Raw genomic sequence first — 25330 nt, 5'->3', positions numbered from 1 at the left:
ATACTGCTTATTCCATGAGAAAATTAATCCTTTTAGGCAGCCTGCTATTTTGTATGCTCGCTGTCAATGCCCAGACCCCTTTATATATGCCCAGAAACTTCGAAAAGGCATATCAGAATCAGACCCGTAGTTATTCCGGAGCGCCCGGACCAAAATACTGGCAAAATTCAGCTACCTATGATATTCAGGTAAACTTCGATCCGGCAACTAATTTAGTTTCTGGTAAGGAAACTATTGTTTACACAAACAATAGTCCTGATAATATCTATATGCTCAACTTCAAAATATTTCCAAATCTCTATCAAAAAGGAAATATCAGGAACATGGCTGTTTCCCCGGAAGATATAACCGATGGAGTAAAAATCACAAACATCAACATAAATGATTCAATAAACCCTCCGAATCCGGACCGTATCGCCGGTACTAACTATTTTGTAGGGGTTCCGGAACTAAAAACCGGGAATAATGTAAAGATCTCAATGTCCTTTTCCTATACCCTCAATAAAGGATCACATATAAGAACCGGATCTGTGGATAGCAGCTCCTGGTTTATTGCTTATTTCTTCCCACGTATTGCCGTTTATGACGACATAAACGGATGGGATATTAATAGCTATAGAGGAATTACAGAGTTCTACAACGATTTCTGCAATTTTCGTGTATCCATCACTGTCCCCGGCACCTTTCAGGTTTGGGCTACCGGCGATTTGATGAACGGAAAGGATATTTATACCGACAAAATTCAGCAACGGATAAACCTGGCAGAAAAACAGGATGCCATCATAGATATTATAGATAGCCTCTCGCTGAAAGACAAGAGCATTGTACAAAAGCAGCCTTCCCATACCTGGATCTTTGAAGCTAAGAATGTGACTGATTTCGCGTTTGCTTTAAGCGATCACTACCTCTGGAAATCTACCAGTGTAGAGGTCGATCCGGTTACCAAACGCCGCACTAGGGTAGATGCTGTCTTTAATCCAAGTCATGCCGATTATTATGAAGTGATTAAATATGCAAGAGGTACTGTATATAATATGAGCTACTTCTTTCCTAAATGGCCTTTCCCATATAGCCACGAAACAGTGTTCGACGGGTTAGACCAAATGGAATATCCAATGATGGCAAATGATAACCCATTGGCCAATAGGGCAGAGGCAATTGAGTTGAGCGTTCATGAAATCTTTCATACCATGTTTCCATTTTATATGGGAATCAATGAAACCCTTTATGCCTGGATGGATGAAGGATGGGCCTCTATTGGTGAATGGCTGATCACCCCGAAAATAGATTCTTCTATTATAGATAATTACGGAATCAACACCTACAGCGCTTTCGCCGGTAATTACACCGATCTGCCAATTATTACTCCTTCAACTCAGCTTACCGAATCGGTTTATGCAACTAACTCTTATGGCAAAACAGCCCTGGGATATTTTTATGTAAGGGATATGTTGGGAGATAGTCTTTTTGAAAAAGCCCTGCATCTTTATATTTCCCGCTGGCATGGAAAACACCCTGAACCTTATGATTTCTTTTATAGTATGAACGAAGGGGCCGGACGTAATATGAATTGGTTTTGGAAAAGCTGGTTTTTCGATAGTGGATTCCCTGATCTGGCAATCGGAAAAGTATCCCAGAATAATAAATCTGGTTCTGTTGAAGTTATCTCAAAGGGTAATAAACCTGTACCTGTTGACCTCACAATCGAGTTTGCCAATGGAAGTACAATAAAGGTGCATAAGGCCATCGACTGTTGGGAAAAAGGTAATAAAACAGTGACTGTAACATTCCCTGCTACGCAGAAAATAATGAAAGTTGTATTGGGTAATAACAGAACCGCGGATGTTGATCCTTCAAATAATGAGTATGTTGTAAAATAAATACAGGGGTTGCAGGTAGATGAATACCTGCAACCCCTATATTCCTTATAATTTGTCGTAGTACAGATAATATAATTTCTGATAACTTCCTCCAACAACGCCTAATCCTCCAATGGCATTACTTCTGAGCTGAATCGCCTGAATAAGGCTGTTAAGCCCTGGATTCCGCTTTACTTTCTCATAGGTAAGCAGAAAGTCGTAGTACTCTTTTGATACCGATTTAACATACACCAATACTCTTCCTATCGGAGCAATAGCTTCCGTAGGATTGGAGCTCAATGCTGTTGCATTGATATAGAAGTCCGTAGTTAATGGTTTGCCATTTTGGGTAAACAGAATACTGTTATAGTTTTCGTTTAATCCCCCTATCTGGTTGTTATCCGCAGTTTCGTCCTGGGTATAGCATGGAATTCTCAGGTAATCATTTTGGAAAATACTGTCCTTCCTGATATCTGCTTCCGGCTTATTCTTAACCTCATCAAACCATGATCTGTGTTCACTTTTTCTATAACGGGCTCCCTTATACGTAAATGAAGTATCAGTAATTACGCTTTGTTTCAATGCTTCCATTACTATATACTGCTTTACTCCCGGAATTGGAGAAACCGTGAAATGAAACCTTAATACAGGTCTGCCATTTAACAGGGTTCTGACAGAATCCAGCAGCTCCACCTTAAACGGAGGCGGAATGGTTGCCATTGCATTAACCGGTTTCAGTTCGGGAACTGTAACCTGTAGCTTATAGTTTTTACCCGGATCAATAGTTGATTTTCCCACGTAAAGCCCCATTACATTACTGGAATCCGGGGAGTAGGTGAGCGTTTCTATCAGGCCACCGTTTCTATCCTGAAGCTGCACGATAGCGTCTGTTGTAAAAACAAAAGCATTGTCTATACCTGGCCCTACGGCTTTACTTCTTCCAACTCTTACTTCTGGCGTTGTTCCTGCAATCAGTTCGCTATACACAACAGCACGGGGCATTCCATTGCCAGCTGGTAATGGCAACTCCTGTTCACAACTTGTGATTACTCCCCAACAAAACAAGCATCCTATAATATGCAGATACCTCATATCTAAAATTTCAATGTGTAACTCAAGTATGGTAACGTCTTAAACAAACTATATTGATATAACTGAAGCGGATAAATTTCATCATACGTAAAGTAAGAGAACTGGTCAAAGCTTACGATGAATGGATTGCTTCGGTTGTAAATATTATATACCCCGGCGGTAATTATATGCCTGAATTTTTCTTTTCCTAAGTTTACGGTTCCGCCTATATCCAGGTGGTGTATAGGTTTTAACCGGTAGTTATTTAATCTGGCAAAGTAAGGCAAATAGTTTACCTGGTTGGTAGAGAATGGTGAATATCGCTCATCGAGATACCCTTTAATATTTCGGGCCCAATCGAAGTCCGGGAATATTTGTACTGGTAAGGTGAAAGGCGCACCGCTGGCAAATTTCCAGGAAGCAGCAAGGCTCCATTTGGGATTGATACGATATTTAAGTGCCAATGATAAATTATGTCTGCGATCTTCCTTATATGGAAACATTCTGCCGGCATTTAGGCGGTCGAACTGCCTCCAGGCCCAGGAAAGCGTATAGGAAAATACTCCTGTCAGCTTTCCCTGAGTTTTCTCTACCAAGAGCTCACTTCCATAGTTGTAGCCGTTTCCGGCAATTACTTTCTTCTCCCACAAATCGGAGTTATCAAATATATTCAGTACCGTATTGGTAGTTACCAGATCCTTGAGTTGTTTGTAATAGAGGTTAATATTGAATCTCCACAAATTACTCCACTGTTTTTGATAACCTAAACTATACGAATATGCATGCTCTGGTTTTATATTTTCAGTGCTGGGAACCCATAAATCGGTTGGTAGATTAATTACCGGAGTAGTTAACTGATGCAGAAACTGGGTCATTTTCGCAAAGGACATTTGTATGTATTGCGAATGTGGTAACTGCCATCTGGCCATCAACCTCGGTTGGGCACTGGCATAAACTGAAGAATATTGTAGCAATGCTCCAAAATGCAGTCCGGGTCTTACTACCAATCGATCGTTCAGTAAGCTGAGCTCATCTTCTACATAGGCAGTTACATCCGACATATAGTAAATAGGGGCCTGTCGCTGTAAGGCATCACCTGCCGAAATATTGGTATGATATGCGGTAGGGGCGAAGTTGTGGTAGGTATATCCTAATCCGAATGAGATATGCTGGTTATTGCTGATAGCATATTCCGTTTCATTCTTGGCAGCAATATCACGTATCCTTGAAACTCCTTTTCCTCTTACAAATAATGAATCATAAAATGATAGGGGAATGATGGAGTTTTGAGTAAAGAGATTGTAAAAGCGACTATAGGAAACAGTTGTATTGCTGAAGATCTTTGGATTTATTACTCTGGTCCATTTTGCAGCTGCAGAGATATTACTCCAATCGAAATTATAGTCGTCAAATAACTGGATAAGTGGGTTGTTACTTCTCACAAACATCTTATCCTGGCCTTTATAGAAACTCACATAAATTCTGTTCCTGTCATCTATTACCTGGTTTAGTTTAAAGTTGACATCATACAGATAATATTTACCATAGTCGCTTAACAGGGTGCTGCCATATAGTAAATCTACCAGTGAGCGGCGGATAGATAAGGATGCTGAACTCTTGTCTTTCTTTATGGGTCCTTCCAATAGTATACTTGCCGATACCGGGCTAACAGTGGTACTACCATGCCATTCTTTCATATTACCATCCCGGGTACGGATATCAACTACCGAGGAAAGCCTGCCTCCATATTTTGCAGGGAAGGCATCTTTATACAATGACACATCTTTTACTGCATCGCCATTAAAGATTGAAAATAACCCGAATAAATGACCGGTATGATATAAAGGAACTCCATCAAGGAGGTATAAATTCTGATCACTTCCTCCTCCTCTGATCAATAGGTTACTGCTGCTTTCCAATGAACTACTGGTACCAGGGTAGAGCTGCAATGATTTTAATACGTCTTTCTCTCCAAGCAGAGCCGGGAAATTGGAAACATAACCTACTGGCATATTCAGATAGCCAGCCTGAGATGAAACGTTTCCTCTATCAGCATTTACGTTAACCGTTTGCAGCATTCCATGCGGAGCAAGGTAAACATTCAGCTGCCCATCGTCTGGTGGTGGGAGATGCTGGTAAAGTGTCTGATAGGCGATATGAGAAAATACAATGCCCGTACAGGTATCTGGCACCTGTAAAGTATAGAACCCGTATGCATTGGTTTCAGTTCCCTTTCTGGTAACAGGATCATATACAGAGGCTCCAATGATCAATTCATTACTATTGCTCTCTTTTACAAACCCACTGATCGTATAATATTGTGTCTGGGATTGTTCCCGAAGCAGGAAAATCTTCCCGTTTAAAGATGCTGCCTGTATACCTGTTCCCTGTAAAATTGCTGCAAGTACCTGTCCTGTGGTATTTTCCTTACCGGTTAACTGTACTTTTTTATTTAGGTGAAGAAAACTGGAACTATAGGATACAGATATCCCGGTTTGTTTTTGGAGATCCTGAATATAAAAGAGAATAGTTCCCTGGTTGAGGGGAGGTATATATTTAAGGTAAAGTAGGTTGTCTTTACTGGTTTGAGCAGTTAGGCTGGCTGCTGGAAAAAGGAACAGCAAATAAAAAATTAGAAAATAGCCCTTTTTTATACTACTGACTGATGACGATGGTGTCTTCAGTTTGTTTATAGTTGAACCCAAGCAATAGTTGTAATTCATGCAAAACGTCGTCACAGGACTGATTAGAGAACGTTATCGTAGCTTTTTGCTTCGCAGCGGTCTCCCTGTAGTTGGCATCAACCCTGATATCTTTTGCGTAAAAGTCGGCTAATTGTGGCAATATTTCAAGAAGTGATTGGTCATTAAATTGCAAAACCCCTGTTTTCCAGGCAATAAAGTTGGGGTTCGTATTATTTCGGGAATAAATTTGTCCATTTCCCCATACACCTCTTTGGCCGGAGCTGAGTATAACGGCAGCAGTATCGTTTTCTGCGCCAAGTCGTACTTTTCCTGAAGCAACAATAACAGCAGTACTATCTTTATCTGTTTGTACGGTAAAAGAAGTACCCAGTACTTCTACGAATGATTGATTGGCTGTTCTTATAAGAAAAGGATGGTCAGGATCATTTGCTACCTCAAAGAATGCTTCTCCTTCGAGTTCCACTAACCTGTTTTGATTGTGATAGCCGTTTATATATTTTATTCTGGCGCCCTGGCGAAGGGTCACTAAGGATTTATCGGGAAGTTCCAGGCTTTTTATTTTCCCTTCATTCGCCACCAATTCATGTTTTTTGATGGAATTATGGCTAAAGATAAACCAGGATGCAGAACCAATAACAGCCAGCACAGCCGCTGCCACACTAAGTTTCTTCCAGTTAAAAATAGGTTTAATAACAGCTGCAGGCGCAGTTGCCAGTTCTACCTTTTTCCATGCATTGGCCGCATCATATGCTCTTGGTTTCGCGACAGGCAGACTATCTTGCCAGAGTTTCGACAAAATATCATATTCTGCCTGGTGGTCAGGGGAAGCAGCCAGCCATTGCTCCAGTTCAGAAAGTTCTGCTGCAGTACAGTGGCCAGATAGCTTTTTGGCCATCAGATCGTAGTAATAAGTGTCAAATTGCTCCATAATAATATTGTGCTCTGCTTGTATAACGTCTTTCTATCGTAAAACCCTCTAATGTGTCTCTAATATTTTTAATAAAAATAATATTCCAATTGGCAGACCGTATTTATAAAGATACTTCCGTAACAGTTTCAAGGCCCTTCCCATATAGTTTTCAACAGTTTTAGGCGATAATCCTAATTTCTGTGCAGTTTGTTGATGCGTCATCCCCTGAACCCGGCAACAAGTGAATACTTCCCTGCATTGTGGTGGTAATTGCGCAATTGCTTCGTAAATTAATTTATCATAATGCGGTTTGCTGGCTGCTATTTCATTTGCATCAGGGTCTTCTGAACTATCCTGCAACCATTCATAGCCTTTATTTCCATTGTCTTCAGTCGACTGCTTTCTGAGTACCGATATAGAGTTATTCCTGACGGCTCTGTAGAGGTATGCCTTGATATTGGGCATTTCTATCAGTTCGGGATGCTTTTCCCAAAGTTTGATGAATGTTTCCTGTACTACATCCTCTGCAACAGCATCGTCCTTTAAATAACTATGGGCATAGTTACATAAGTCACTATACTGCGAATGAAACAATTCTTTATATGCCGCGTAAGAAGGCGTCGTAACCATTTAACCTTCAGAATATTTTGATATATGAATACGTAGCTGCGAATGTAATCAAACAATTATAAATTTTAAATCAAGAGTAGATTTTTAATTCTCAAATAACCTGTTTTACATTCTTATCTTGATGAAAATAAAAATAGAGGGATTGCAAAAATCCTGCGTTATAACTCTAATATCAGCCATGATAGATAGTTTTAAAGCAGTAGACTATTTTTTGTTTGCTGCTTTCTTTCAATTTTTCTTTTAGTTGTGTTTTTTAATAAACCAGTGGGTGTCTCAATTTTTGAGGCACCCTTTTCATTTTAAACCTACCAAACCCCAACTTTTATCTTTGCAAGCTATCCGAAACACTGTATTTTTAAAAGAAATACTAATTGTCATGGCAGGAACTTTCTCTAAACTTAAGCAGGCATACCATTTATTAAAAAATATTGATCTGGCAGCACTTTCCCGATTATCCGAAAAAGTGGACCTCGCCAAGGTTATGCATGCTGTGGGCCATATGGATGATACACAATTGAATGGCTTAATGAAAATGTTGACTGGTGGCTCCGGTAAGAAAAAGGAACTTCCACCCATCGATGGCGACTTCTATGACCTTGGCGGTAAGCTTAATGAGGAAGACAGGGCTTTGCAGCTCCAGGTTCGCGCTTTCATGGAAAAAGAAATTAAACCTATAGTAAATGAACATTGGTTAAAAGCATCTTTCCCTTTTGACATCATTCCCAAATTCAGAGAACTAAATATCTGCGGTGTTACCTATAAAGGATATGGCTGCCCTAACAGGTCCTTTTTGATGGAAGGAATTATTGCCATGGAAATGGCCAGGGTAGATGCTTCTATTGCCACTTTCTTTGGTGTTCAAAGCGGCTTGGCCATGGGATCAATTTATCTGCTGGGATCTGAAGAACAAAAGCAGGAGTGGCTACCTGGCATGCAACAGCTAAACATTATCGGGTCTTTCGGTCTTACCGAACCTGAAGTTGGATCTGCTACAGCAGGCGGACTCACTACCACGGCTAAACGGGAAGGGGATACCTGGGTTATTAATGGCCAAAAGAAGTGGATAGGCAATGCTACTTTTGCTGATGTAAATATCATTTGGGCAAGGGATCTGGATGATAATCAGGTGAAAGGTTTTCTTGTAAGAAAAGGTACTCCCGGCTTCAGTGTAGCTAAGATTGAGGATAAGATGGCACTCCGGATTGTTCAGAATGGATTAATTACACTCGATAATTGCCAGGTTGCCGAAAAAGATCGCTTACAACTGGCCAATTCATTTAAAGATACAGCCAAAGTTTTGCGTATGACCAGGGCTGGTGTTGCCTGGGAAGCTGTTGGATGCGCACGGGGTGCATACGAAAATGCCCTGGCCTATACTCGCCAGCGTAAACAATTTGGAAAACCAATTGCTGCATTTCAGTTAATTCAGGGCCACCTTGTTGAAATGCTCTCAAATCTTACTGCAATGCAAACACTCTGCTATCGCTTATCTGAACTCCAGGATGCTGGCCAGTTGACAGATGAACATGCCTCACTGGCTAAGGTGTTTTGTACACTGCGTACCCGCGATGTGGTAAGCCGCGCCAGAGAAGTAATGGGAGGGAATGGTATTTTACTGGAATATAATGTTGCCCGATTCGTTGCCGACGCAGAAGCCATTTACTCTTATGAAGGAACTAAAGAAATTAATTCCCTGATAGTTGGAAGAGGTATTACCGGCTTCAGCGCTTTTGTATAATAACAGTCCTGATTTTTCTAATTCAGTGTTTCTACTGAAGCACAAATGCACTCTAGCCGCTAGTTTTGCTGTCATAAAGTTGATGTATGAAACAACAATCTTATGATTGCACTTCTGGCGGTTTAGTTTTTTTATTGCTATGCTCCGGTTTACTTAGTTAACCGGTTGCCAGCATCCCGGAACAAATTCTTCTAAAGCTGATGTTGTCAGAACAATTATTGCAACAGTCGACACATTTTAACAAGAGAAATCTCAATCATATTTAACTATTAAGCAAGGACACCGGACAGGAGCTGCATTTCCTGTCGGTTAGATTGGCAACTACGGCTTCCCTTTTGGGAGGCTGTTCTTTTATCTGCCCCCGACATTTATTACATTTGTTCATACTTGTAAATTCCAGTTATGAAACAATTATGTACCATTTTAATGATGTTAGGTTTGAATGTAGTAGTCAATGCTCAAAAGAAAACAACCATCCATTTATGGCCTGATACAGTGCCAGACGAATCCGCCGCCAAACACGCTGCGGTAGTAACTCCGGATACCAGTAATAATATTGTAAGACTAACCGACGTTACCGACCCCATTCTGGAAGTATTCCCGGCTTCTTCAAAAAACAGAAATGGTAAAGCTGTTGTAATTTGTCCGGGTGGTGGTTATGCTATTTTGGCAATTAATCATGAAGGCTATGAAGTGGCTGAATGGCTTAATAAACTTGGCTATACCGCTTTTGTATTACAGTACAGGGTTCCTAAAAAAGAATCAGGCGCCCTCCAGGATGCCCAGCGTGCTATGCGGATAGTACGTAGCAGGGCTGCTGAATGGAAACTCGATCCCGATAAGATCGGGATGCTGGGGTTTTCTGCTGGTGGCAGTCTTACTGCCCGTGCTTCAACCAGGTATAACGAGCCAACATATACGCCGGTAGATAAAGCAGATAGTGCTTCTGCCAAACCAAATTTCTCAGTGCTTATTTATCCGGCTTATCTGGATAAAGGGCCGGGTAATTCATTGACACCCGAATTATTGGTAGATGCACAAACGCCACCTGCCTTTTTGTTTGCAACGGCCGATGACCCTTATGCCAATAGTGCTTTGGTAATGGCTGCAGCCCTTCGTAATGCGAAGGTAAACGTGGAACAGCATCTGTATCCCAAAGGAGGGCATGGCTATGGCCTGAGAACAAATAATGCTGCCGGGGCAACCTGGCCATTGCTACTAGAAAAATGGTTGGTTTCCATCGGTTATTAATTAACTTTTTATTATCATTTTTTCGAAAAAATAATTCTCTAAATTTGAGCGACGATAAAATCTGAAACTATGGGACTATTTGATAAACTCAGAAATGAATTTATTGATATTATTGAGTGGACAGACCCCTCATCTGACTTGATTGTGTGGAAGTTTCCCCGCTACCAGAATGAAATAAAGATGAATGCTAAACTGACGGTTCGCGAATCTCAGATAGCTGTATTTATGAATGAAGGTAAGATTGCGGATGTCTTTCAACCAGGAATGTATTCGCTGACTACTCAGAATATGCCTATCCTTAGCACATTGCAGGGATGGAAATATGGATTCAACAGTCCATTTAAAGCTGATATCTTCTTTATCAGCATGCGCCAGTTCACTAACCAGAAATGGGGTACTAAAAATCCGGTGATGCTTAGAGATGCCGAGTTTGGGCCGCTCAGGCTCAGGGCTTTCGGTAGCTACAGCTTCCGGGTAAAAGATGGTGCTCAATTCCTGAAAGAAGTGGCAGCTACAAATCCTGAATTTACTGTTGAAGGTATCAATGAACAACTCCGTAACCTCGCCGTTTCCCGTGGTATGGAGGCTATCGCTGAAGCTAAAATTCCGGTATTAGACCTTGCCGCAAACTACGAGGAAGTATCTACGCAGATTACTGGTAAAATAGGTAGCGAGTTTAATGAACTCGGACTTGAACTTACCAAGTTCCTTATCGAAAATATCTCCTTACCACCTGAAGTGGAAGCAGCACTCGATAAACGTAGCAGCATCGGAATTGTTGGTAACCTGGGTGCCTATGCACAATTCCAGGCTGCCAGTGCAATGGAAAAAGCAGCCGAAAATCCTTCAGGCGGCGGACTGGCAGCCGCTGGTCTGGGTGCCGGTATGGGTGCTGCAATGATGGGACAGGTTGGAAATATCTTCCAGAATAATAATAATCAGGCTGCTGCCAATGCTGGTGGGGCCGGAGCTCCTCCGCCATTGCCAACAGTAGGACCGTATTACGTGGCTATTGATGGTAAGCAAAACGGACCTTTCGAGGTGGAGCAACTTCGCCAATTAGCTGCTGCCGGAAACCTTAACGGACAAACACTGGTTTGGAAAAATGGTATGGCTGCGTGGGCGGCTGCTTCTACAGTGCCTGATCTGGCCCCTGTTCTGGCAACTATTCCTCCACCTTTACCGTAATTAATTATAGAATTGAAGAATGAAGTTCACGCACAATGGCATCAATGCTTAATGCGTGAATTTCTTTCTCTGGCAATATATTCCTATGTCTTTTGAGGAAAAAACAAGTGAGACGGTCAATACCCTGAAGTGCCAGAATTGTGGCGCTATTCTGCATTATGCTCCAGGTACCAACAGCCTGCAATGCGAGTATTGTGGAACTGTTAATCAGATTGAAGATACTACCGATCCGCTGCTGATTGCACCTGTCGATTATGAGTCATTCATTTCCGATCTGCATAATCACACCGGCGCTACCCAGGATGCTGTTGTTGTAAAATGCACGGGTTGCGGAGCTTCTACAACCATGTTGCCGAATGTAACAGCCGATTCCTGTCCGTTCTGTGCCTCTCCGCTGGTCGTAGATACCTCTCAAACTACCAGCATTCTGCAACCGCATTATGTACTGCCATTTGTGGTGAAGGATTCTGAAGCCTTACAATATTTCAGAAACTGGATGAGCAAATTATGGTTTGCTCCTTCTGATCTGGTGAAAAAGGTAAGGAGCGGAGCATCCCAGCAACTTAAAGGGGTATACATTCCGCACTGGAGCTACGATACTGATACAGACACCTCTTATGTTGGTCAACGGGGCGAGTACTACTATACAACTGAAACTTATACGGAACAAGTTAATGGTAGAACGGAAACGCGTACACGACAAGTAAGACATACAGCCTGGTATCCGGCTTCTGGTAGAGTAGCCTATGATTTTAGAGATGTATTGGTCTCTGCCAGTCCTTCTTTGCCCTTAAAAATGGCTCAGATCCTGGAACCCTGGCTACTGGATCAATTGAAGAAATACGATGGCAGATATCTGAGCGGTTTCAGAGCGGAAGTTTATCAAACAGATGTTGAACAGGCATTGGTAACCGCCAAAAAACGAATGGACCCTGTAATATGCCAGGAAATCTATAGCGATATTGGGGGAGATGAACAGCGAATAGACCGTTATCAGGTTACCTACAACAAACTGGGTGTAAAGTATCTGCTTTTACCCGTGTGGATTAGCGCATACAAGTATAACGATAAGCTCTATCATTTCGTTGTTAATGCTTGTACTGGTGAAGTAACGGGCGACAGACCTTATAGTTGGATAAAGATTGCTTCTTTGGTTATTGCAATTATTGTAATCATCGCACTGATCTATCAATATTCACAAAAATAAAATTACTATTGAGGAGATTGCTAACGATCTCCTCAATCTCCTTTCTGGGAAAAATTATCTACAACCCTTTTGGTAATCCCCTTTCTTCGTATATCCGTCTATTTCCCCTATGGTATTGTGTTTTGTTAATTAGGCTATCCCTGGGTATCCTTTTTGTAAAGAATGGTGCAACGCAATCATTCTTTATTTTAAAACCCAAAAATTCAATACAATGAGAAAGCTAATTATTCTGTCTGTTGCTTGTTTGTCGATATGGTTCCTTCAATCATGTGGCAATGGTGGTAACAAACAGTCAGAAACACCTGCAGACAGCGCTCAAAATATTAACGAAGTAGTTAAGCCAGTTGATGAGCATTCCTCACAATTTGCTGTTGAAGCAGCTACCGGAAGTATGATGGAAGTTGCTTTCGGTAAATTAGCCCAGGAAAAGGCTACAAATGAGCGTGTTAAGGCTTTTGGGGCTATGATGGTAAACGATCATTCAAGACTTGAAGACGAAATAAAATCTATAGCGAGCAAAAAAAATATTACATTGCCAGCCGATTTATCTGAAGAAACTAAAAAGCATATGGAGGAATTAGGTAAGAAATCAGGCAAAGACTTCGATAAATCATATATAGATATGATGGTTGATGACCATGAAAAAGATGTGAAGGCATTTGAAAAAGCATCAGAAGATTTAACTGATGTAGATTTGAAAGCCTGGGCTGGAAATACATTACCAACACTAAAAATGCATCTCGATTCTGCCAAGGCAGTGAAAGAAGCACTGAAAAAAATGAAGTGATTAACTAGTGAATGCAGAGAATACAATTAAAGGGCTGATCATTTAATGGTCAGCCCTGCTTTATTCACTAAGCTGAAGAAATGCTGTATTATCGGTTTTTTAATGAGGAAGCTTATCACTAAATAATCCGTATACCCAGGTGCCTAAAATCGCAAAGAATAGCGTAACTATCACCACTGTAAATCCACTCCCAATCTGTGCAAACAAAGGCCCCGGACATGCTCCTGTAATAGCCCATCCAATACCGAAAATAAGCCCGCCAAAGATCTGACCTTTATCAAAGCTTTTGGGAGCAACTTTAATAGGCTCTCCGTTAAATGATTTGATCTTAAAACGCTTTATTATTTGTAGGGAGATAATTCCGGTAATCACAGCTGTGCCTATAACTCCATACATATGAAAGGAGGTGAGTTGAAACATTTCCTGAATTCTGAACCAACTGATCACTTGTGCTTTAACCAGCACAATTCCAAAAAAGGTTCCGGCAAGTAAATATTTGAGATATTTCATTAGCTGAATAATTTAAATACATAAGGAATAATAATGTTGGCAGATAAGAACCCTCCGGCCATAAAACAACAGGTAGCCACAAGTGATGGCCATTGCAGGTTAGATAAACCCATAATAGAATGCCCTGAAGTACAACCACCAGCGTATCTTGTACCAAACCCTACAAGAAATCCGCCTATCATAAAGAAGAATCGTCCTTTCCAGGTAAAGATATTAGACCATTCAAATATCTCATGAGGTAATAGGAGACTATAATCCCGAATCCCATAATTAGCAAGCCTTTCCTTAGTAGGTGCAGCAACTGTAATATCACTGCCATCCTGAAGATAATTTGCTGCAATGAAGCCACCGATTATTATTCCGGCAACAAAGAATAAATTCCATGCTTCTTTCTTCCAGTCGTATTTAAAGAAGGAAATATTAGCAGGCAAACAGGCAGCACATATATGCCTCAGAGAAGAAGAAATTCCAAAAGCTTTATTACCGAGAAGTAATAGTAGCGGAACAGTTAGCCCTATCAAAAAGCCGGATATCGACCAATGCCAGGGGCGTTGAATAATATTTAATAAATGTTGCATAGAGGTTGATTTATAAAAAAAACGGACAACGATTGTTTCGTTATCCGTAAAAAATTAAAGCAAGTCGTTATATTCAGGATGCCTTTTCATATAGGCATGAACGTAGGGGCATAAGGGCTTCACCTTTAAATGATTTTCTCTTGCATATTCCAACACATATTTAGCCAGTTGACCGGCTATTCCTCTTCCTTCCAATGCTGTTGGTACTTCTGTATGAATGTACGCAATACCACCCGGAAACAGGGAATAAACAATGAATGCTTTTTGTCCGTCTACTTCAGTTTCAAAGCGATGTTGCTCGGTGTTATTTAGAATCGTTAATGTTTCCATTATTAGTTAGGATTTATCAGAGAAATTGATTTTTGTATGGGTTCCGTCACAGTAGGGTTTATTGGAGGATTCTCCACAGCGACAAAATGCCGTTACCTTATTTTTATGGGTTTCTTTTCCGTTTGCATCTCGCACAACGATGTTGCCATATACCAGCAACGGTCCGTTGGGTAAGGGTTCAACTATACTTTCGGCAGTAATTTCCGGTTCAGTGCCATGAGCTGCTGTAACCTCTTTATTCATGAAATAGGTTAAAGCGCCGGATGGACATCTTTTTACTTGGTCAACAATGTTTTGGGTACCGGCTCCTTCAGCATTGATCCAGGGTTTTTTATGCGGATCAAACACTGTTGGCAGCCCGTGAAAGCATACTTCAGAATGTACACAAACATTTGGCTTCCATACAATGGTAACTTCACCGTTACTATAATGCTTAGTGATGTCTTTTTCCATTTTTAAACAGATTTATTATTCATAATAATGGGGTTGCTTAGTAGTTTATGCACCGGGCAGGACTTTGCAATCTGCAATAATCTGGCTGTTTGCTCCTCATCTAAGTTACCATTAAAATGAATATCCAGATCAATGACAGTTGTAAGCGGGTCGGGTTTGGCCGCACTGTTAAATCTAACTTCCACTTCTATGCTTTCCAGTGGCCACTTCTTACGGTCGGCATACATTTTAACGGTAATAGCCGTACAGGTACCGAGGCTGCTTAACAACAATTCACCTGGGGCAGGGCCGGTATCTCCACCACCAACTTCAATAGGTTCGTCTGCCAGCCATCTATGGCCTCTTGTTTCGATGGAAGCCTGATAGTGCTGTCCACCGAGTGTTACTTTAATTTCCTGATCCATATTTGTTTTACTAAAAATTGTCTTTTAGCCATTGTGCGGCTAAGGTAATATCCTGTTGCACCAGATTATGCCCGGTAGGAATATTGTAGTTGCTTACTTTAAAACCATTGGCACTAAGTAATGTAGCATACGCGGCTGTAGCAGCCGGATTTACAGTACCATCCTGTGTTCCTGAGCTCATAAATACAGGTTGCTGACGCTCAGTTTCAAAGCTATCTTCAAGCCCTGTTAACGGCTGCATAGGTCTGAATAAAATGGCGCCTGCAAGTAGTTCAGGGTATAGGATTAAAGCGGCTCCTGCAATATTGGCTCCGTTGGAATAGCCAACTGCAATTAGTTTGTTTATGTCAAATTCTTCTTTGGTTGAAAGTTCTTTTAAAAAATGAACCATTTCATGTGTTCTGAAATGAACATCTTCTTCATCAAAAACTCCCATAGCTAAGCGACGGAAAAAACGAGGCATTCCATGCTCACTTACATTTCCCCTCAAACTCAGAATATTGTATTTATTCCCTAATTCACCAGCCAATGGCAACATATCACGTTCGTCACCTCCTGTTCCATGCAGCAATAGCAACGTATAGTCGTTATTGTTGCCAATGGGCTGATAAATATATTTCATTGGTTTAAAATCCATATTAACCTAATTTTACCAGTTTCGCTTCAATCTCTTTCCTCATTGGTTCATACTGTGCAGGTAACATCAGATGCGTACCCAATTCATTCACCGGTTCATCTACCGTAAAACCCGGAGTATCTGTTGCCAATTCAAAAAGCACACCTCCGGGCTCTCTGAAGTAAACAGACCTGAAATATTTACGATCCATTTGTGGTGTTGCTTCCAGGCCACGGTCTTCCAGCAGCTGACGATAATGTTTTTGCATTTCATCGTCCTTCATTCTGAAAGCAATATGATGTACACTACCTCCGGCAACATGCCCGCGTGCTTCTCCCTTCGCTTCAACCAAATCAATGAAATTGGCTGTATCGCCCGCCGGACTGGCAAATCTGTATCGATTTACATGGTTCTTTACCAGTTTATAATCGAATACCGAAACCAATATATCGGCTGTCGGCTGAATATCTTCAAGTGTAAGGGTTACATGATGGAAACCCCTGGTCGCATGTTCCTCGCTTACTTCATTTGTAACCCAGGGAACGCGGGAATCAGGGTACTCAGGAACAGTAAGTTCCACTTTTAATCCATCCGGATCTAAAAAAGTAAGATACACCTCTCCAAATTTGGAGGCAGGTTTGTTATAAAGTACATTCTCCTTTTCAAATCGTTTAATCCAGAAATCAATACTGCCTTCAGGTATAGCATAACCTATTTCGGTTACCATATGTGTACCCCGGCGGCCTGTCATGATATCTTCCCAAGGAAAAAATGTAAGAATAGTACCCGGAGTTCCTTTTTCATCTCCATAATAAAAATGATAGGTAAGAGGATCATCAAAATTCACTGTCTTTTTAACAAACCTCAAGCCCAGCACTCTGGTATAAAAATCAAAATTCTTTTTCGCATTGCCTGATATTGCTGTTATATGATGCAGCCCTGTTATCTTATCCATATCGAACTTTTTAGGTTGCACGAATGACGAAAGTGCCCGCCATTCGTGCATCTATTACTTTTTAATCAGTTGCACTTCACCGTTGATCTTCACATCATCACCTACCATTACTCCTCCGGATTCAGTGGCAGCATTCCAGGTTAGACCGAATTCTTTTCTGCTGATTTTACCATTAACAGTAAACCCGGCTTTTGTATTACCCCATGGATCTTTTACTACACCCCCAAACTCAATATGCAGCTTGATGTTTTTGGTTATACCCCGGATGGTAAGATCCCCATATAGTTCATAAGATCCATCGTTGTCAATGTTCTCATATTTCGTTGCAACAAAGGTGATATTGCGATGAGCATTTACATCAAAGAAATCCGGAGACCTTAGATGTTTATCCCTATCCGCACTACCTGTGCTGATAGAATCCACATCTATGGAAGCTTTAACTTTGGCAGTCATGAAATCTTCTTCTTCTGTTTCTGCTTCCACAGTAAAGTCGTTGAATTTACCACTCACATTGGTAATCATAAGGTGACGGATTTTAAATCCAAGCTCACTGTGACTAGGGTCCAGTACCCATTGTTGCTTAGCCATAAATAATTGAGATTTTATAAGTGATTAATTGTGTTAAAATTCCTCGAAAGTCGCTTCAGGACTATATTCTAACAAGATTTAGTACTGATTGTTCATTTCTTTTCATACCACAAATATCGTGCGCGCTCAGTTGGGTAAAAATGGATGATTTACAGTTAATGGTGTACAATTTTTGGCGGTTTCTAAATATAACGATTTTAACGGTAAGAGATTTATTATCATATAATGTGAGAGTTTTTTTAAATACTTCAAACATTATTCATGAAAAATTGTTTGGGTGTGTTGAAGCCATAAGCCTTTCAGATGAAATGAACCGGTATGAGATATTTCTTATTTATTTTATCCTTTCAATTGGCCATATCAACCCAAGCTCAGGAAACAGGTAAAAGCCTTACTTTAAAAGATTGTTATCAACTGGCCAAACAAAACAATTCGGTAGTTCAACAGGCTCAAAAATCCCTACAAGCCAGAGAGTTTTCCCTCCAGGCTGAAAACCGGGCATATTACCCTAATCTCGATTTGCTGGCTGGCTACAATTATCTTAGCAAACCCCTTAAAATAAATCTGCAACAGGTGAAAGATGGGGTAGTAAATGGCTCTTCTGCTCAAAGCGTAAATACTGCCAATACCGTGTTCCAGGAAATTACAGGTCAGCCTCTTCCTCAGAATGTACAGGATGCTATCTATAATGCATCGAAAGGAATTATTAATGCGTTATATCCTGATTATAATCCCGAACTCTCCAAACAATCCTACTTTACTGCAGCTTTAGCGCTACGGCAACCAATCTATCTGGGTGGAAAAATTAATACAGCTCAACAATTGGCAAGAACCCAGGTGGCAGCAGGAGAAATTAATCAGGAGGTAGTTGAGAAAGGATTGTATTTCGCTATCAGTGCTCAGTATCTGCGGATCATGTATCTGAACACCATTTTGGCCCATGAAGCAGTGATAGTTGATGCATTTTTGAAAAACAGAAACTATGCTACTTCTTTAAAAGATAATCAAATCCTTCCTCCATATCTCCTCAACTGGGCACGTGTATCCTACGTTCAGGCAACTAACCGGTATAATAACCTGGAACTGGAAAAGGAGAATGCAATGCTCGAACTCAATCAGCTATTGGGTCGGCCTATCGACGCCCCGCTTATAATAACTGATACTTTAGGTTATGAAGTAACTACGGCTCCCCCTACAGAGCAGCCGGATGTATTACAGCATAACCCAACCTATAGATTGGTTACCAATAAAACAGATCTTGCAAACGTTGCTGTAAAGGCTTCCCGCTCCTTAGCCCTCCCCAATATCTTTGCAATTGGTAGCCTTAATCTTTATCAGAAAGATTTACCAATTACAATTCCTCCCTGGTTGGTAGGTGTAGAAATGCAATGGAACATCTTCGACGGTTTTCAGAAATACAAGCGTACTAAAGCCACTAAAATGCTGGTAGAAGAAGCCCGGATGGCTGCTGAAAACACCAAAACAACTCTTGAACTTAAGCTTAAGGTATCACTCAATAAAATGAAGGCATTGCAGAATGATGTTGCATCACTCGACAGTGCCAGGCAACAGGCCCGCATTACTACTGTACTTGTAACAGACAGAATGCAAAATCAACTGTCTTCTGTCAAGGATGTAAACGATGCTTTACTGCTACAGGAAGAAATGGAGAAAATATACTACACGGCTGTAATGGGCTATTATCTGGCTATGGCAGAATATTACAACGTTATCGGTACACCAGAACAATTCGCTACATACATTGATAGATAAACAGCTTTTTCATGAAAGATGTATTTAAAAATTATTGGGCTTTGCTGATTCCTGTAATAATACTGGTTATTGCCCTCTTCTTTTTCATTAAAAAACCACCGGCAACCGATAAGTCGGTTATTGGAATGGTAGATGCTGATTATGTAGATGTTGCCGCCGAATTCCCGGGCAGACTTGATAGCCTGCTCGTTAAACAAGGTGATACTGTAAGAAAAGGCCAGCTTCTGGGCGTTTTAAGATCTACTGAAATAAATGCTATCCGTAACCAGGCATTGGCTGCTATTGATGCGGCTAAAGGCCAGCTAAGCCTTTTGGAAAAAGGTGCCAGGCCGGAGGCTATTAAAGCAGCCGATAATTTATACAACATCACTCAGCAGCAATATGACCTGATGCAGAAAACCTATAAAAGAATGCAAAACCTCTTTAATGATGAAGTGATTTCAGGCCAGGAGAAAGATCTGGTATACTTCAAACTACAGGCTGCAAAAAAAGAGATGGAAACGGCAAAACTAAACATGGATATGTTACAGCAAGGTTCCAGACCTGAATTAATTACCACTGCTTCTGCAATAGTTCGACAAGCCGAACAAGCATATGAACTCACAAAAGCTCTTTCGGATAATACGTATATCCATGCCCCCGACGACGGAATAATCTCCTCTATGGTGATTTCCCAGGGCGAAATTGTGGCAATCGGATATCCACTTTTAACGATCCAAAAACCATCAACCTACCATATAACTTTCAATATAAGACAGGATGATATGCAGGATTTTCCATTAGGAAAGAAGTATACTGTTACTATTCCAGGTTGTGAACCCGAAAAATTTGAAGCAGATGTACATAAGGTTTCACCTTCTCTGACATTTGCAAACTGGGTACCTGTAAAAGAACAGGGGAAATTTGAACTAAGAACTTTCACTGTAGAATTACGTCCTGTTAATCAGGCATCCATCAAAGGATTACGCCCTGGTATGACCGCCTCTATGAATCTACCATGATAAAAACAGTTTTCAATATAACGATCAGGGAATGGAAGCGCATTTTATCGCGTCCACAGCTTTATGTTGTATTACTTATAGTGCCCCCCGTGATCTGTTTCCTGTATGGATTTATTTATGAGAAAGAATTTGCAAGAGACTTGCCTGTAGCCATTTGGGATGAGTCTAATTCCCCATTATCCAGGCAATTTACTTTTATGCTTGAAGAAACTGAAAGCATCCATATTACGAGACAGGTGCATAGTGCTGTAGAATTAAAACAACTGATGGAAAGAGGCGAAATCCAGGCCGGGATACACTTTCCTAAGAGAATGGATGATGATATAAAGAGCAGGCGAACAGTATATATTACTCTTTATACAAATACTTCCATGGTGGTAACAGGCAAACTAATCTATAAGGATGCTGCAAAAGTGCTTATCACCGCCGGGTCGGGAGTTATATTACAAAAATTTGTGAAAACCGGTATGGCAGAGGATAAGGCGATGGCCTTAGTACAGCCCATCAGGTTAACTACCTACTTCTTATATAATGCGCAATATAATTACATGAAGTATCTGGTACCCGGACTTATAGCCATGGGATTACAAATGATTATTTTAATGGTAACCGTTATTGTAATTAATGAAGAGGAAAAGGATGGAACGATAGGGGAGTTGAAGGTAATGGCCAAAGGAGCGGCATCGAATATCATGATAGGTAAGGGGCTGGCCTATCTTGGAGCCAGCTGGTTACACTATCTGCTGGCTACTTGTATCGTTTATCCCTTTTTCGCGCAGGGACAGATTGGAGGCTCTGTTTCACTGTTTATTCTTTTTAATTTATTGATAATAGCCTGTATAAGTATTGGGATGATGATTTCAATACTTGTTAGTGATGTGATGGTGGCCTGTGATCTGGGTGTTTTCTATACTTCACCGGCTTTTGTTTTCAGTGGATTTACGTTTCCAAGATGGGGGATGCCGTGGTACGATCAGTTTTATGCATGGATTATGCCTTTTGCTCCTTTTGTAGATGGCTTCTTCAAGGTTTTTTTTATGGAACTCCCTTTAAAATATTTACATCATGAAATGGGGGTATTGCTGTTGTATACCATCATTGCCTTTCCCATAGGGCTATTCGTTTTGCAACATAAACTCAATAAACTGTCATTGCAGCATGTTTAATACTTTTAGAAATATTATTAAGGTTTTTCTGAGAGAAATCAAACTGGTAGGTACAGATCATAGTCTCCTGCTTACGCTGCTGCTGGCCCCTGTATTTTATGCATTCTTCTATGGTAGTATTTATAAATTTAAGGTTGAAGAGAAAGTCTTGCTGGCGGTGGCCGACGACGATAAAAGTGAGCTTTCCAGAACATTCGTTTCGGAGTTAAACAAGATGCAGATTGCATCGGTAGTGGGAGCAACCTCACTTCAGGATGCAAAAGAGAAAATGTATTATGGCGATTGCCAGGGGTTTCTTTATATCCCTTCGGGGCTCGAGAAAAAGGTGCTGGGGCTACAACAGGCAGATATAGTATTGGCAGTAAATGCTGCCAGGTTTTTACCTTCCAGTGAGCTGGCAGGAGCCGTTACAACGCTTGCCTTAACAGTAGGAGCGGGAGTTCGGCTAAAATATAATGAAATGCAGGGTTATAATACCCAAATGGCCATGCAGGAAACCCAACCTGTAAACCTGGATTATCGCCCGGTCTTTAACAGCAGATCAAGCTACGGGGCTTTTCTTCTACCAGGCTTGCTGGCCTTAATATTACAGCAGACTTTATTGATTGGGCTGGCAGAAAGTGTGGCCCTGGACAAGGAAAGAGGGCTTATTCCATCGGTAATTCAGTTGGCAGGGGGGAGTTTCTCTGCTGCTTTATGGGGGAAAGGCTTGTTTTACCTGTTGCTCTATGGTTGCTATACTCTATTTTTTTTGAATGTTAACTATTCCATCCTCGAAATTCCTTTTAGGGGGCATGTGGGGGATGTGGCTTTTGTTTTCTTTCTTTTCTTCCTGACCCTAATTCCTCTGGGTGTTTGGTTGGGAACCATTATCCCTAATCAGCTGATGGCGGCCCAGATAATGGTTTTTTCCACCTATCCGGTATTCCTTATTGCTGGTTATGCCTGGCCGTATGAAGCCTTGCCGGTATTTATGCAAGGGCTTTCATCTCTGATCCCAACCACTCCATTTATGAAAGTGTATATCTCAATCGTACAAATGGGGGGAACCTTGTCAGACAATGTGGAGGCTATTATACATCTGATTATGTTATGTGGATTATATGCATTGTTAGCAATTTGGGGAATCAGGCGCTTGAATAAAAATCAACAATCCCTATCTTTGTGATGCATGTATGCAGTTGTAGATATTGAAACCACCGGCGGTCACGCCAGCGCAAATGGCATTACCGAGATTGCCATTTATTTATATGATGGAAAATCAGTTACCCAACATTATCAAACCCTGGTAAATCCGGGTATTCCAATTCCATATTATATCACTACCCTTACTGGCATCAGTAATGAAATGGTGGCAGATGCTCCTCCTTTTGAAGCTGTAGCTCCTTTAATAAATGATTTGCTTAAAGACAGAATCTTTGTTGCCCATAATGTCAACTTCGATTACTCCTTTGTGAAGCACCAGCTGGCCAGTGCCGGGTTTGAGTTACGATCAAAGAAACTATGTACTGTGAGGCTTGGGCGTAAAATCTTCCCGGGCCTGCCTTCGTATAGCCTGGGTAATCTTTGCAGGCATCTAGGAATCCCCATCCGGGATCGCCACCGGGCAGGTGGTGATGCGGAAGCCACGGCTCAGCTGTTTGGACTCCTATTGGCCAACGATACAGCTAAAGTGATAGCTACTGCCCTGAAAGGTGGGTCTAAAGAGCAATTTCTTCCTCCGAACCTTCCTCCGGAACAGGTTAAGCTGCTACCTTCCGGTTCTGGGGTTTACTATTTCCATGACCAGAAAGATAAAGTGGTATATGTTGGGAAAGCTAAGAATTTAAGCCACCGGGTCAATAGCCATTTTACAGGAAATAGTACCAGCCGCCAACGCCAGAACTTCCTGCGTACAATTCACCGGATTTCCTATCAGGAAACGGCCACTGAACTAATGGCTGCTATTTTGGAGTCGATTGAGATTAAGCGGTTATGGCCGGCTTTTAACTACTCCCAGAAGCGGATCGAGTATAAATACGGCTTTTATCTGTTTGAAGACCAATCCGGGTATTTACGTTTGGCTATTGAGAAGAAACGGAAGTATTCCAGTCCTGTTCATAGTTTTCAGCTATTGATACAGGGGCAGCAGTTACTTAGGTCTATGATCCGGCAATTTGAGCTTTGCCCCAAGCTGTGCTTCTTACAGAAGGGCAATGGTACCTGTTCGGGCATTACTGCCGAAATTTGTAAGGGCGCCTGTGAACAAAAGGAACTCCCGGAACTTTATAATGATAGGGTAAAAGCTGCAATCACCTTTTTACAGGAACAGCAACCTTCTGTAACGATCATAGATAAAGGAAGAAATGTTGGTGAAAAAAGCTGTATTCTGATGGAAAAAGGCCGGTTCTACGGTATGGGCTATATTCCGGTAACTGTAGATACTACACAGGATGAGGTACTGAAGTCTTACCTGACCGAGTATGCTGAAAATGAAACTATAATCAGCCTTTTAAGGCCGTATGCAAATAACAGCAGACAACTCTCAGGGGTATAAAAATCATAATTCAAAAAAATTCATTTGTTCATTTATTAAAATGAGGTGAAACGTGATTACTTTTGCATCCTCAAAATGAATGATTCATCTTTAATTACTAATAATTTTTATTCATGTTAGAGTCAAATTTCAAATTACCAGGTCAGACTGCCTTTTATAAAGGAAAAGTAAGAGACGTTTACACTATTGAAGACAGACTGATGGTGATGGTTGTAAGTGACCGTATCTCAGCTTTTGATGTGGTGTTGCCTCGCCCGATTCCTTACAAAGGTCAGGTGTTGAACCAAGTGGCAGCTATTATGCTGGAAGCTACCAAAGATATCGTTCCTAACTGGGTAAAAACTTCTCCGTTGCCAAATGTAACTATTGGCTTGAAGTGTGAAACCTTCCCTGTTGAAATGGTAGTTCGTGGAAACCTCACTGGCCACGCCTGGAGAACCTATAAAACCGGTCAACGCGTTTTATGTGGTGTTACAATGCCAGATGGACTGAAAGAAAATGATTTCTTCCCAACTCCGATCATTACTCCAACCACCAAAGCTCATGAAGGTCACGACGAAGATATTTCCCGTGAAGAAATCATCGCGCAAGGTCTGGTTAGTAAAGAAGACTACGAACAGCTGGAAAAATATACGCTTGCTCTCTTCCAAAGAGGTAAGGAAATGGCTGCAGAACGTGGACTGATCCTGGTTGATACCAAATACGAATTCGGTAAAATCGGTGATACCATCTACGTTATCGACGAAATCCATACTCCTGATTCTTCCCGTTACTTCTATGCAGAAGGTTACGAAGAAAACCAGAAAGAAGGAAAACCTCAACGTCAGTTAAGTAAGGAATTCGTAAGAGAATGGCTGATGGAAAATGGCTTCCAGGGTAAAGATGGTCAGCAAATACCGGAAATGACAGACGAATTTGTAAACAGCGTGAGCGAACGTTATATCGAACTGTTCGAAAATATCACTGGTCAGAAATTCGTGAAAGAAGATGTGGCACCTGCGGAAGCAGAAGCAAGAATTATTGCTGCATTGAAAAGTTTATAATACTTAATCAGCCTCTACTCAGTAGAGGCTG

24 protein-coding genes are annotated in these 25330 nt (G+C 41.1%); 12 read left to right on the top strand and 12 right to left on the bottom strand.

All coding sequences use genetic code 11. From position 1 onward, the window contains the following. Positions 1–14: 14 nt before the first annotated feature. Positions 15–1880: a M1 family metallopeptidase gene (locus DVR12_RS26275; protein WP_116978790.1), complete on the top strand. Its 1866-nt coding sequence runs from the start codon at positions 15–17 to the stop codon at positions 1878–1880. A gap of 45 nt (positions 1881–1925) precedes the next feature. Here the strand turns inward: DVR12_RS26275 and DVR12_RS26270 are convergent, their stop codons facing one another. Genes DVR12_RS26270 through DVR12_RS26255 form a run of 4 tightly spaced genes read right to left on the bottom strand, consistent with a single transcriptional unit; the run spans position 1926 to position 7175 of the window. Beyond that, positions 1926–2951, bottom strand: a complete 1026-nt coding sequence (locus tag DVR12_RS26270; RefSeq protein ID WP_116978789.1) for a DUF4249 family protein — start codon at positions 2949–2951, stop codon at positions 1926–1928. A 2-nt stretch (positions 2952–2953) separates the two neighbouring features. Further along, positions 2954–5554, bottom strand: a complete 2601-nt coding sequence (locus DVR12_RS26265) for a TonB-dependent receptor (protein ID WP_158563379.1) — start codon at positions 5552–5554, stop codon at positions 2954–2956. A gap of 31 nt (positions 5555–5585) precedes the next feature. Further along, entirely contained in the window at positions 5586–6563 is a 978-nt protein-coding gene (locus tag DVR12_RS26260) for a FecR family protein (RefSeq protein WP_116978787.1), read from the bottom strand. 48 nt (positions 6564–6611) lie between these two features. After that, positions 6612–7175 carry an RNA polymerase sigma-70 factor gene (locus DVR12_RS26255; RefSeq protein WP_116978786.1) on the bottom strand — a complete coding sequence of 188 codons (564 nt, stop codon included), beginning with the start codon at positions 7173–7175 and terminating at the stop codon, positions 6612–6614. A gap of 376 nt (positions 7176–7551) precedes the next feature. Here DVR12_RS26255 and DVR12_RS26250 point away from each other — a divergent pair, with 376 nt between their 5' ends. From DVR12_RS26250 to DVR12_RS26230, 5 genes are all read left to right on the top strand, one after another. After that, positions 7552–8913: an acyl-CoA dehydrogenase family protein gene (locus DVR12_RS26250; protein ID WP_116978785.1), complete on the top strand. Its 1362-nt coding sequence runs from the start codon at positions 7552–7554 to the stop codon at positions 8911–8913. 402 nt (positions 8914–9315) lie between these two features. Next, positions 9316–10164 carry an alpha/beta hydrolase gene (locus DVR12_RS26245; protein ID WP_116978784.1) on the top strand — a complete coding sequence of 283 codons (849 nt, stop codon included), beginning with the start codon at positions 9316–9318 and terminating at the stop codon, positions 10162–10164. Positions 10165–10233: 69 nt separating this feature from the next. Beyond that, the gene (locus tag DVR12_RS26240) at positions 10234–11352 is read left to right on the top strand and encodes an SPFH domain-containing protein (RefSeq protein ID WP_116978783.1); all 1119 of its coding nucleotides are present in this window, start codon (positions 10234–10236) and stop codon (positions 11350–11352) included. Positions 11353–11437: 85 nt separating this feature from the next. Further along, a complete protein-coding gene (locus DVR12_RS26235; protein WP_116978782.1) occupies positions 11438–12559 on the top strand; it encodes a zinc finger domain-containing protein in 1122 nt (373 codons plus the stop codon). Positions 12560–12770: 211 nt separating this feature from the next. Next, positions 12771–13346 (top strand): DUF4142 domain-containing protein, encoded by a 576-nt coding sequence (locus DVR12_RS26230; RefSeq protein WP_116978781.1) that lies wholly within the window; start codon positions 12771–12773, stop codon positions 13344–13346. A 99-nt stretch (positions 13347–13445) separates the two neighbouring features. Here the strand turns inward: DVR12_RS26230 and DVR12_RS26225 are convergent, their stop codons facing one another. The 8 genes from DVR12_RS26225 to DVR12_RS26190 are packed head-to-tail and all read right to left on the bottom strand — an operon-like array spanning position 13446 to position 17780. Continuing rightward, entirely contained in the window at positions 13446–13856 is a 411-nt protein-coding gene (locus tag DVR12_RS26225; protein WP_116978780.1) for a DUF6691 family protein, read from the bottom strand. Continuing rightward, complete coding sequence (locus tag DVR12_RS26220; protein WP_116978779.1) at positions 13856–14434, bottom strand: YeeE/YedE family protein; 579 nt, start codon at positions 14432–14434, stop codon at positions 13856–13858. The genes DVR12_RS26225 and DVR12_RS26220 overlap by 1 nt, the downstream gene beginning before the upstream one ends. 54 nt (positions 14435–14488) lie before the next feature. Continuing rightward, positions 14489–14764 (bottom strand): GNAT family N-acetyltransferase, encoded by a 276-nt coding sequence (locus DVR12_RS26215; RefSeq protein WP_116978778.1) that lies wholly within the window; start codon positions 14762–14764, stop codon positions 14489–14491. 6 nt (positions 14765–14770) lie between these two features. Continuing rightward, positions 14771–15217 carry a (4Fe-4S)-binding protein gene (locus tag DVR12_RS26210; protein ID WP_116978777.1) on the bottom strand — a complete coding sequence of 149 codons (447 nt, stop codon included), beginning with the start codon at positions 15215–15217 and terminating at the stop codon, positions 14771–14773. Between the two features lie 2 nt (positions 15218–15219). After that, complete coding sequence (locus DVR12_RS26205; RefSeq protein ID WP_116978776.1) at positions 15220–15621, bottom strand: OsmC family protein; 402 nt, start codon at positions 15619–15621, stop codon at positions 15220–15222. A gap of 10 nt (positions 15622–15631) precedes the next feature. Further along, positions 15632–16258, bottom strand: coding sequence for an alpha/beta hydrolase (locus DVR12_RS26200; protein ID WP_199417210.1), 627 nt, complete (start codon positions 16256–16258; stop codon positions 15632–15634). A gap of 1 nt (position 16259) precedes the next feature. After that, complete coding sequence (locus DVR12_RS26195; RefSeq protein ID WP_233522469.1) at positions 16260–17243, bottom strand: ring-cleaving dioxygenase; 984 nt, start codon at positions 17241–17243, stop codon at positions 16260–16262. 3 nt (positions 17244–17246) lie between these two features. Beyond that, entirely contained in the window at positions 17247–17780 is a 534-nt protein-coding gene (locus DVR12_RS26190; protein WP_116978775.1) for a YceI family protein, read from the bottom strand. A gap of 318 nt (positions 17781–18098) precedes the next feature. Between DVR12_RS26190 and DVR12_RS26185 the strand changes: the two genes are divergently transcribed. From DVR12_RS26185 to DVR12_RS26160, 6 genes are all read left to right on the top strand, one after another. Beyond that, positions 18099–19553 (top strand): TolC family protein, encoded by a 1455-nt coding sequence (locus DVR12_RS26185; RefSeq protein ID WP_116978774.1) that lies wholly within the window; start codon positions 18099–18101, stop codon positions 19551–19553. An 11-nt stretch (positions 19554–19564) separates the two neighbouring features. Beyond that, positions 19565–20554, top strand: coding sequence for an HlyD family secretion protein (locus tag DVR12_RS26180; RefSeq protein WP_116978773.1), 990 nt, complete (start codon positions 19565–19567; stop codon positions 20552–20554). Continuing rightward, the gene (locus tag DVR12_RS26175; protein ID WP_116978772.1) at positions 20551–21720 is read left to right on the top strand and encodes an ABC transporter permease; all 1170 of its coding nucleotides are present in this window, start codon (positions 20551–20553) and stop codon (positions 21718–21720) included. The genes DVR12_RS26180 and DVR12_RS26175 overlap by 4 nt, the downstream gene beginning before the upstream one ends. Continuing rightward, on the top strand, positions 21713–22888 hold the full coding sequence (locus DVR12_RS26170; protein WP_116978771.1) for an ABC transporter permease: 1176 nt from the start codon (positions 21713–21715) through the stop codon (positions 22886–22888). The genes DVR12_RS26175 and DVR12_RS26170 overlap by 8 nt, the downstream gene beginning before the upstream one ends. A gap of 3 nt (positions 22889–22891) precedes the next feature. After that, positions 22892–24256, top strand: coding sequence for an exonuclease domain-containing protein (locus DVR12_RS26165; protein WP_116978770.1), 1365 nt, complete (start codon positions 22892–22894; stop codon positions 24254–24256). Between the two features lie 113 nt (positions 24257–24369). After that, a complete protein-coding gene (locus tag DVR12_RS26160; RefSeq protein WP_116978769.1) occupies positions 24370–25299 on the top strand; it encodes a phosphoribosylaminoimidazolesuccinocarboxamide synthase in 930 nt (309 codons plus the stop codon). The last annotated feature ends 31 nt before the right edge of the window (positions 25300–25330 follow it).

Origin of the sequence: Chitinophaga silvatica (assembly GCF_003419895.1) — a bacterium.
GTDB lineage: Bacteria > Bacteroidota > Bacteroidia > Chitinophagales > Chitinophagaceae > Chitinophaga > Chitinophaga silvatica.
The sequence above is the reverse complement of the archived record's forward strand: the minus strand, read 5'-3'. Positions and strand labels throughout refer to the sequence as shown.

Excerpts from the sequence above, each read along its gene's own strand:
- DVR12_RS26275 (WP_116978790.1), top strand. The coding sequence starts at position 15 with ATGAGAAAATTAATCCTTTTAGGCAGCCTGCTATTTTGTATGCTCGCT.
- DVR12_RS26270 (WP_116978789.1), bottom strand. The coding sequence starts at position 2,951 with ATGAGGTATCTGCATATTATAGGATGCTTGTTTTGTTGGGGAGTAATC.
- DVR12_RS26260 (WP_116978787.1), bottom strand. The coding sequence starts at position 6,563 with ATGGAGCAATTTGACACTTATTACTACGATCTGATGGCCAAAAAGCTA.
- DVR12_RS26255 (WP_116978786.1), bottom strand. The coding sequence starts at position 7,175 with ATGGTTACGACGCCTTCTTACGCGGCATATAAAGAATTGTTTCATTCG.
- DVR12_RS26250 (WP_116978785.1), top strand. The coding sequence starts at position 7,552 with ATGGCAGGAACTTTCTCTAAACTTAAGCAGGCATACCATTTATTAAAA.
- DVR12_RS26245 (WP_116978784.1), top strand. The coding sequence starts at position 9,316 with ATGAAACAATTATGTACCATTTTAATGATGTTAGGTTTGAATGTAGTA.
- DVR12_RS26240 (WP_116978783.1), top strand. The coding sequence starts at position 10,234 with ATGGGACTATTTGATAAACTCAGAAATGAATTTATTGATATTATTGAG.
- DVR12_RS26235 (WP_116978782.1), top strand. The coding sequence starts at position 11,438 with ATGTCTTTTGAGGAAAAAACAAGTGAGACGGTCAATACCCTGAAGTGC.
- DVR12_RS26230 (WP_116978781.1), top strand. The coding sequence starts at position 12,771 with ATGAGAAAGCTAATTATTCTGTCTGTTGCTTGTTTGTCGATATGGTTC.
- DVR12_RS26225 (WP_116978780.1), bottom strand. The coding sequence starts at position 13,856 with ATGAAATATCTCAAATATTTACTTGCCGGAACCTTTTTTGGAATTGTG.
- DVR12_RS26220 (WP_116978779.1), bottom strand. The coding sequence starts at position 14,434 with ATGCAACATTTATTAAATATTATTCAACGCCCCTGGCATTGGTCGATA.
- DVR12_RS26215 (WP_116978778.1), bottom strand. The coding sequence starts at position 14,764 with ATGGAAACATTAACGATTCTAAATAACACCGAGCAACATCGCTTTGAA.
- DVR12_RS26210 (WP_116978777.1), bottom strand. The coding sequence starts at position 15,217 with ATGGAAAAAGACATCACTAAGCATTATAGTAACGGTGAAGTTACCATT.
- DVR12_RS26205 (WP_116978776.1), bottom strand. The coding sequence starts at position 15,621 with ATGGATCAGGAAATTAAAGTAACACTCGGTGGACAGCACTATCAGGCT.
- DVR12_RS26200 (WP_199417210.1), bottom strand. The coding sequence starts at position 16,258 with ATGGATTTTAAACCAATGAAATATATTTATCAGCCCATTGGCAACAAT.
- DVR12_RS26195 (WP_233522469.1), bottom strand. The coding sequence starts at position 17,243 with ATGCACGAATGGCGGGCACTTTCGTCATTCGTGCAACCTAAAAAGTTC.
- DVR12_RS26190 (WP_116978775.1), bottom strand. The coding sequence starts at position 17,780 with ATGGCTAAGCAACAATGGGTACTGGACCCTAGTCACAGTGAGCTTGGA.
- DVR12_RS26185 (WP_116978774.1), top strand. The coding sequence starts at position 18,099 with ATGAGATATTTCTTATTTATTTTATCCTTTCAATTGGCCATATCAACC.
- DVR12_RS26180 (WP_116978773.1), top strand. The coding sequence starts at position 19,565 with ATGAAAGATGTATTTAAAAATTATTGGGCTTTGCTGATTCCTGTAATA.
- DVR12_RS26175 (WP_116978772.1), top strand. The coding sequence starts at position 20,551 with ATGATAAAAACAGTTTTCAATATAACGATCAGGGAATGGAAGCGCATT.
- DVR12_RS26170 (WP_116978771.1), top strand. The coding sequence starts at position 21,713 with ATGTTTAATACTTTTAGAAATATTATTAAGGTTTTTCTGAGAGAAATC.
- DVR12_RS26165 (WP_116978770.1), top strand. The coding sequence starts at position 22,892 with ATGTATGCAGTTGTAGATATTGAAACCACCGGCGGTCACGCCAGCGCA.
- DVR12_RS26160 (WP_116978769.1), top strand. The coding sequence starts at position 24,370 with ATGTTAGAGTCAAATTTCAAATTACCAGGTCAGACTGCCTTTTATAAA.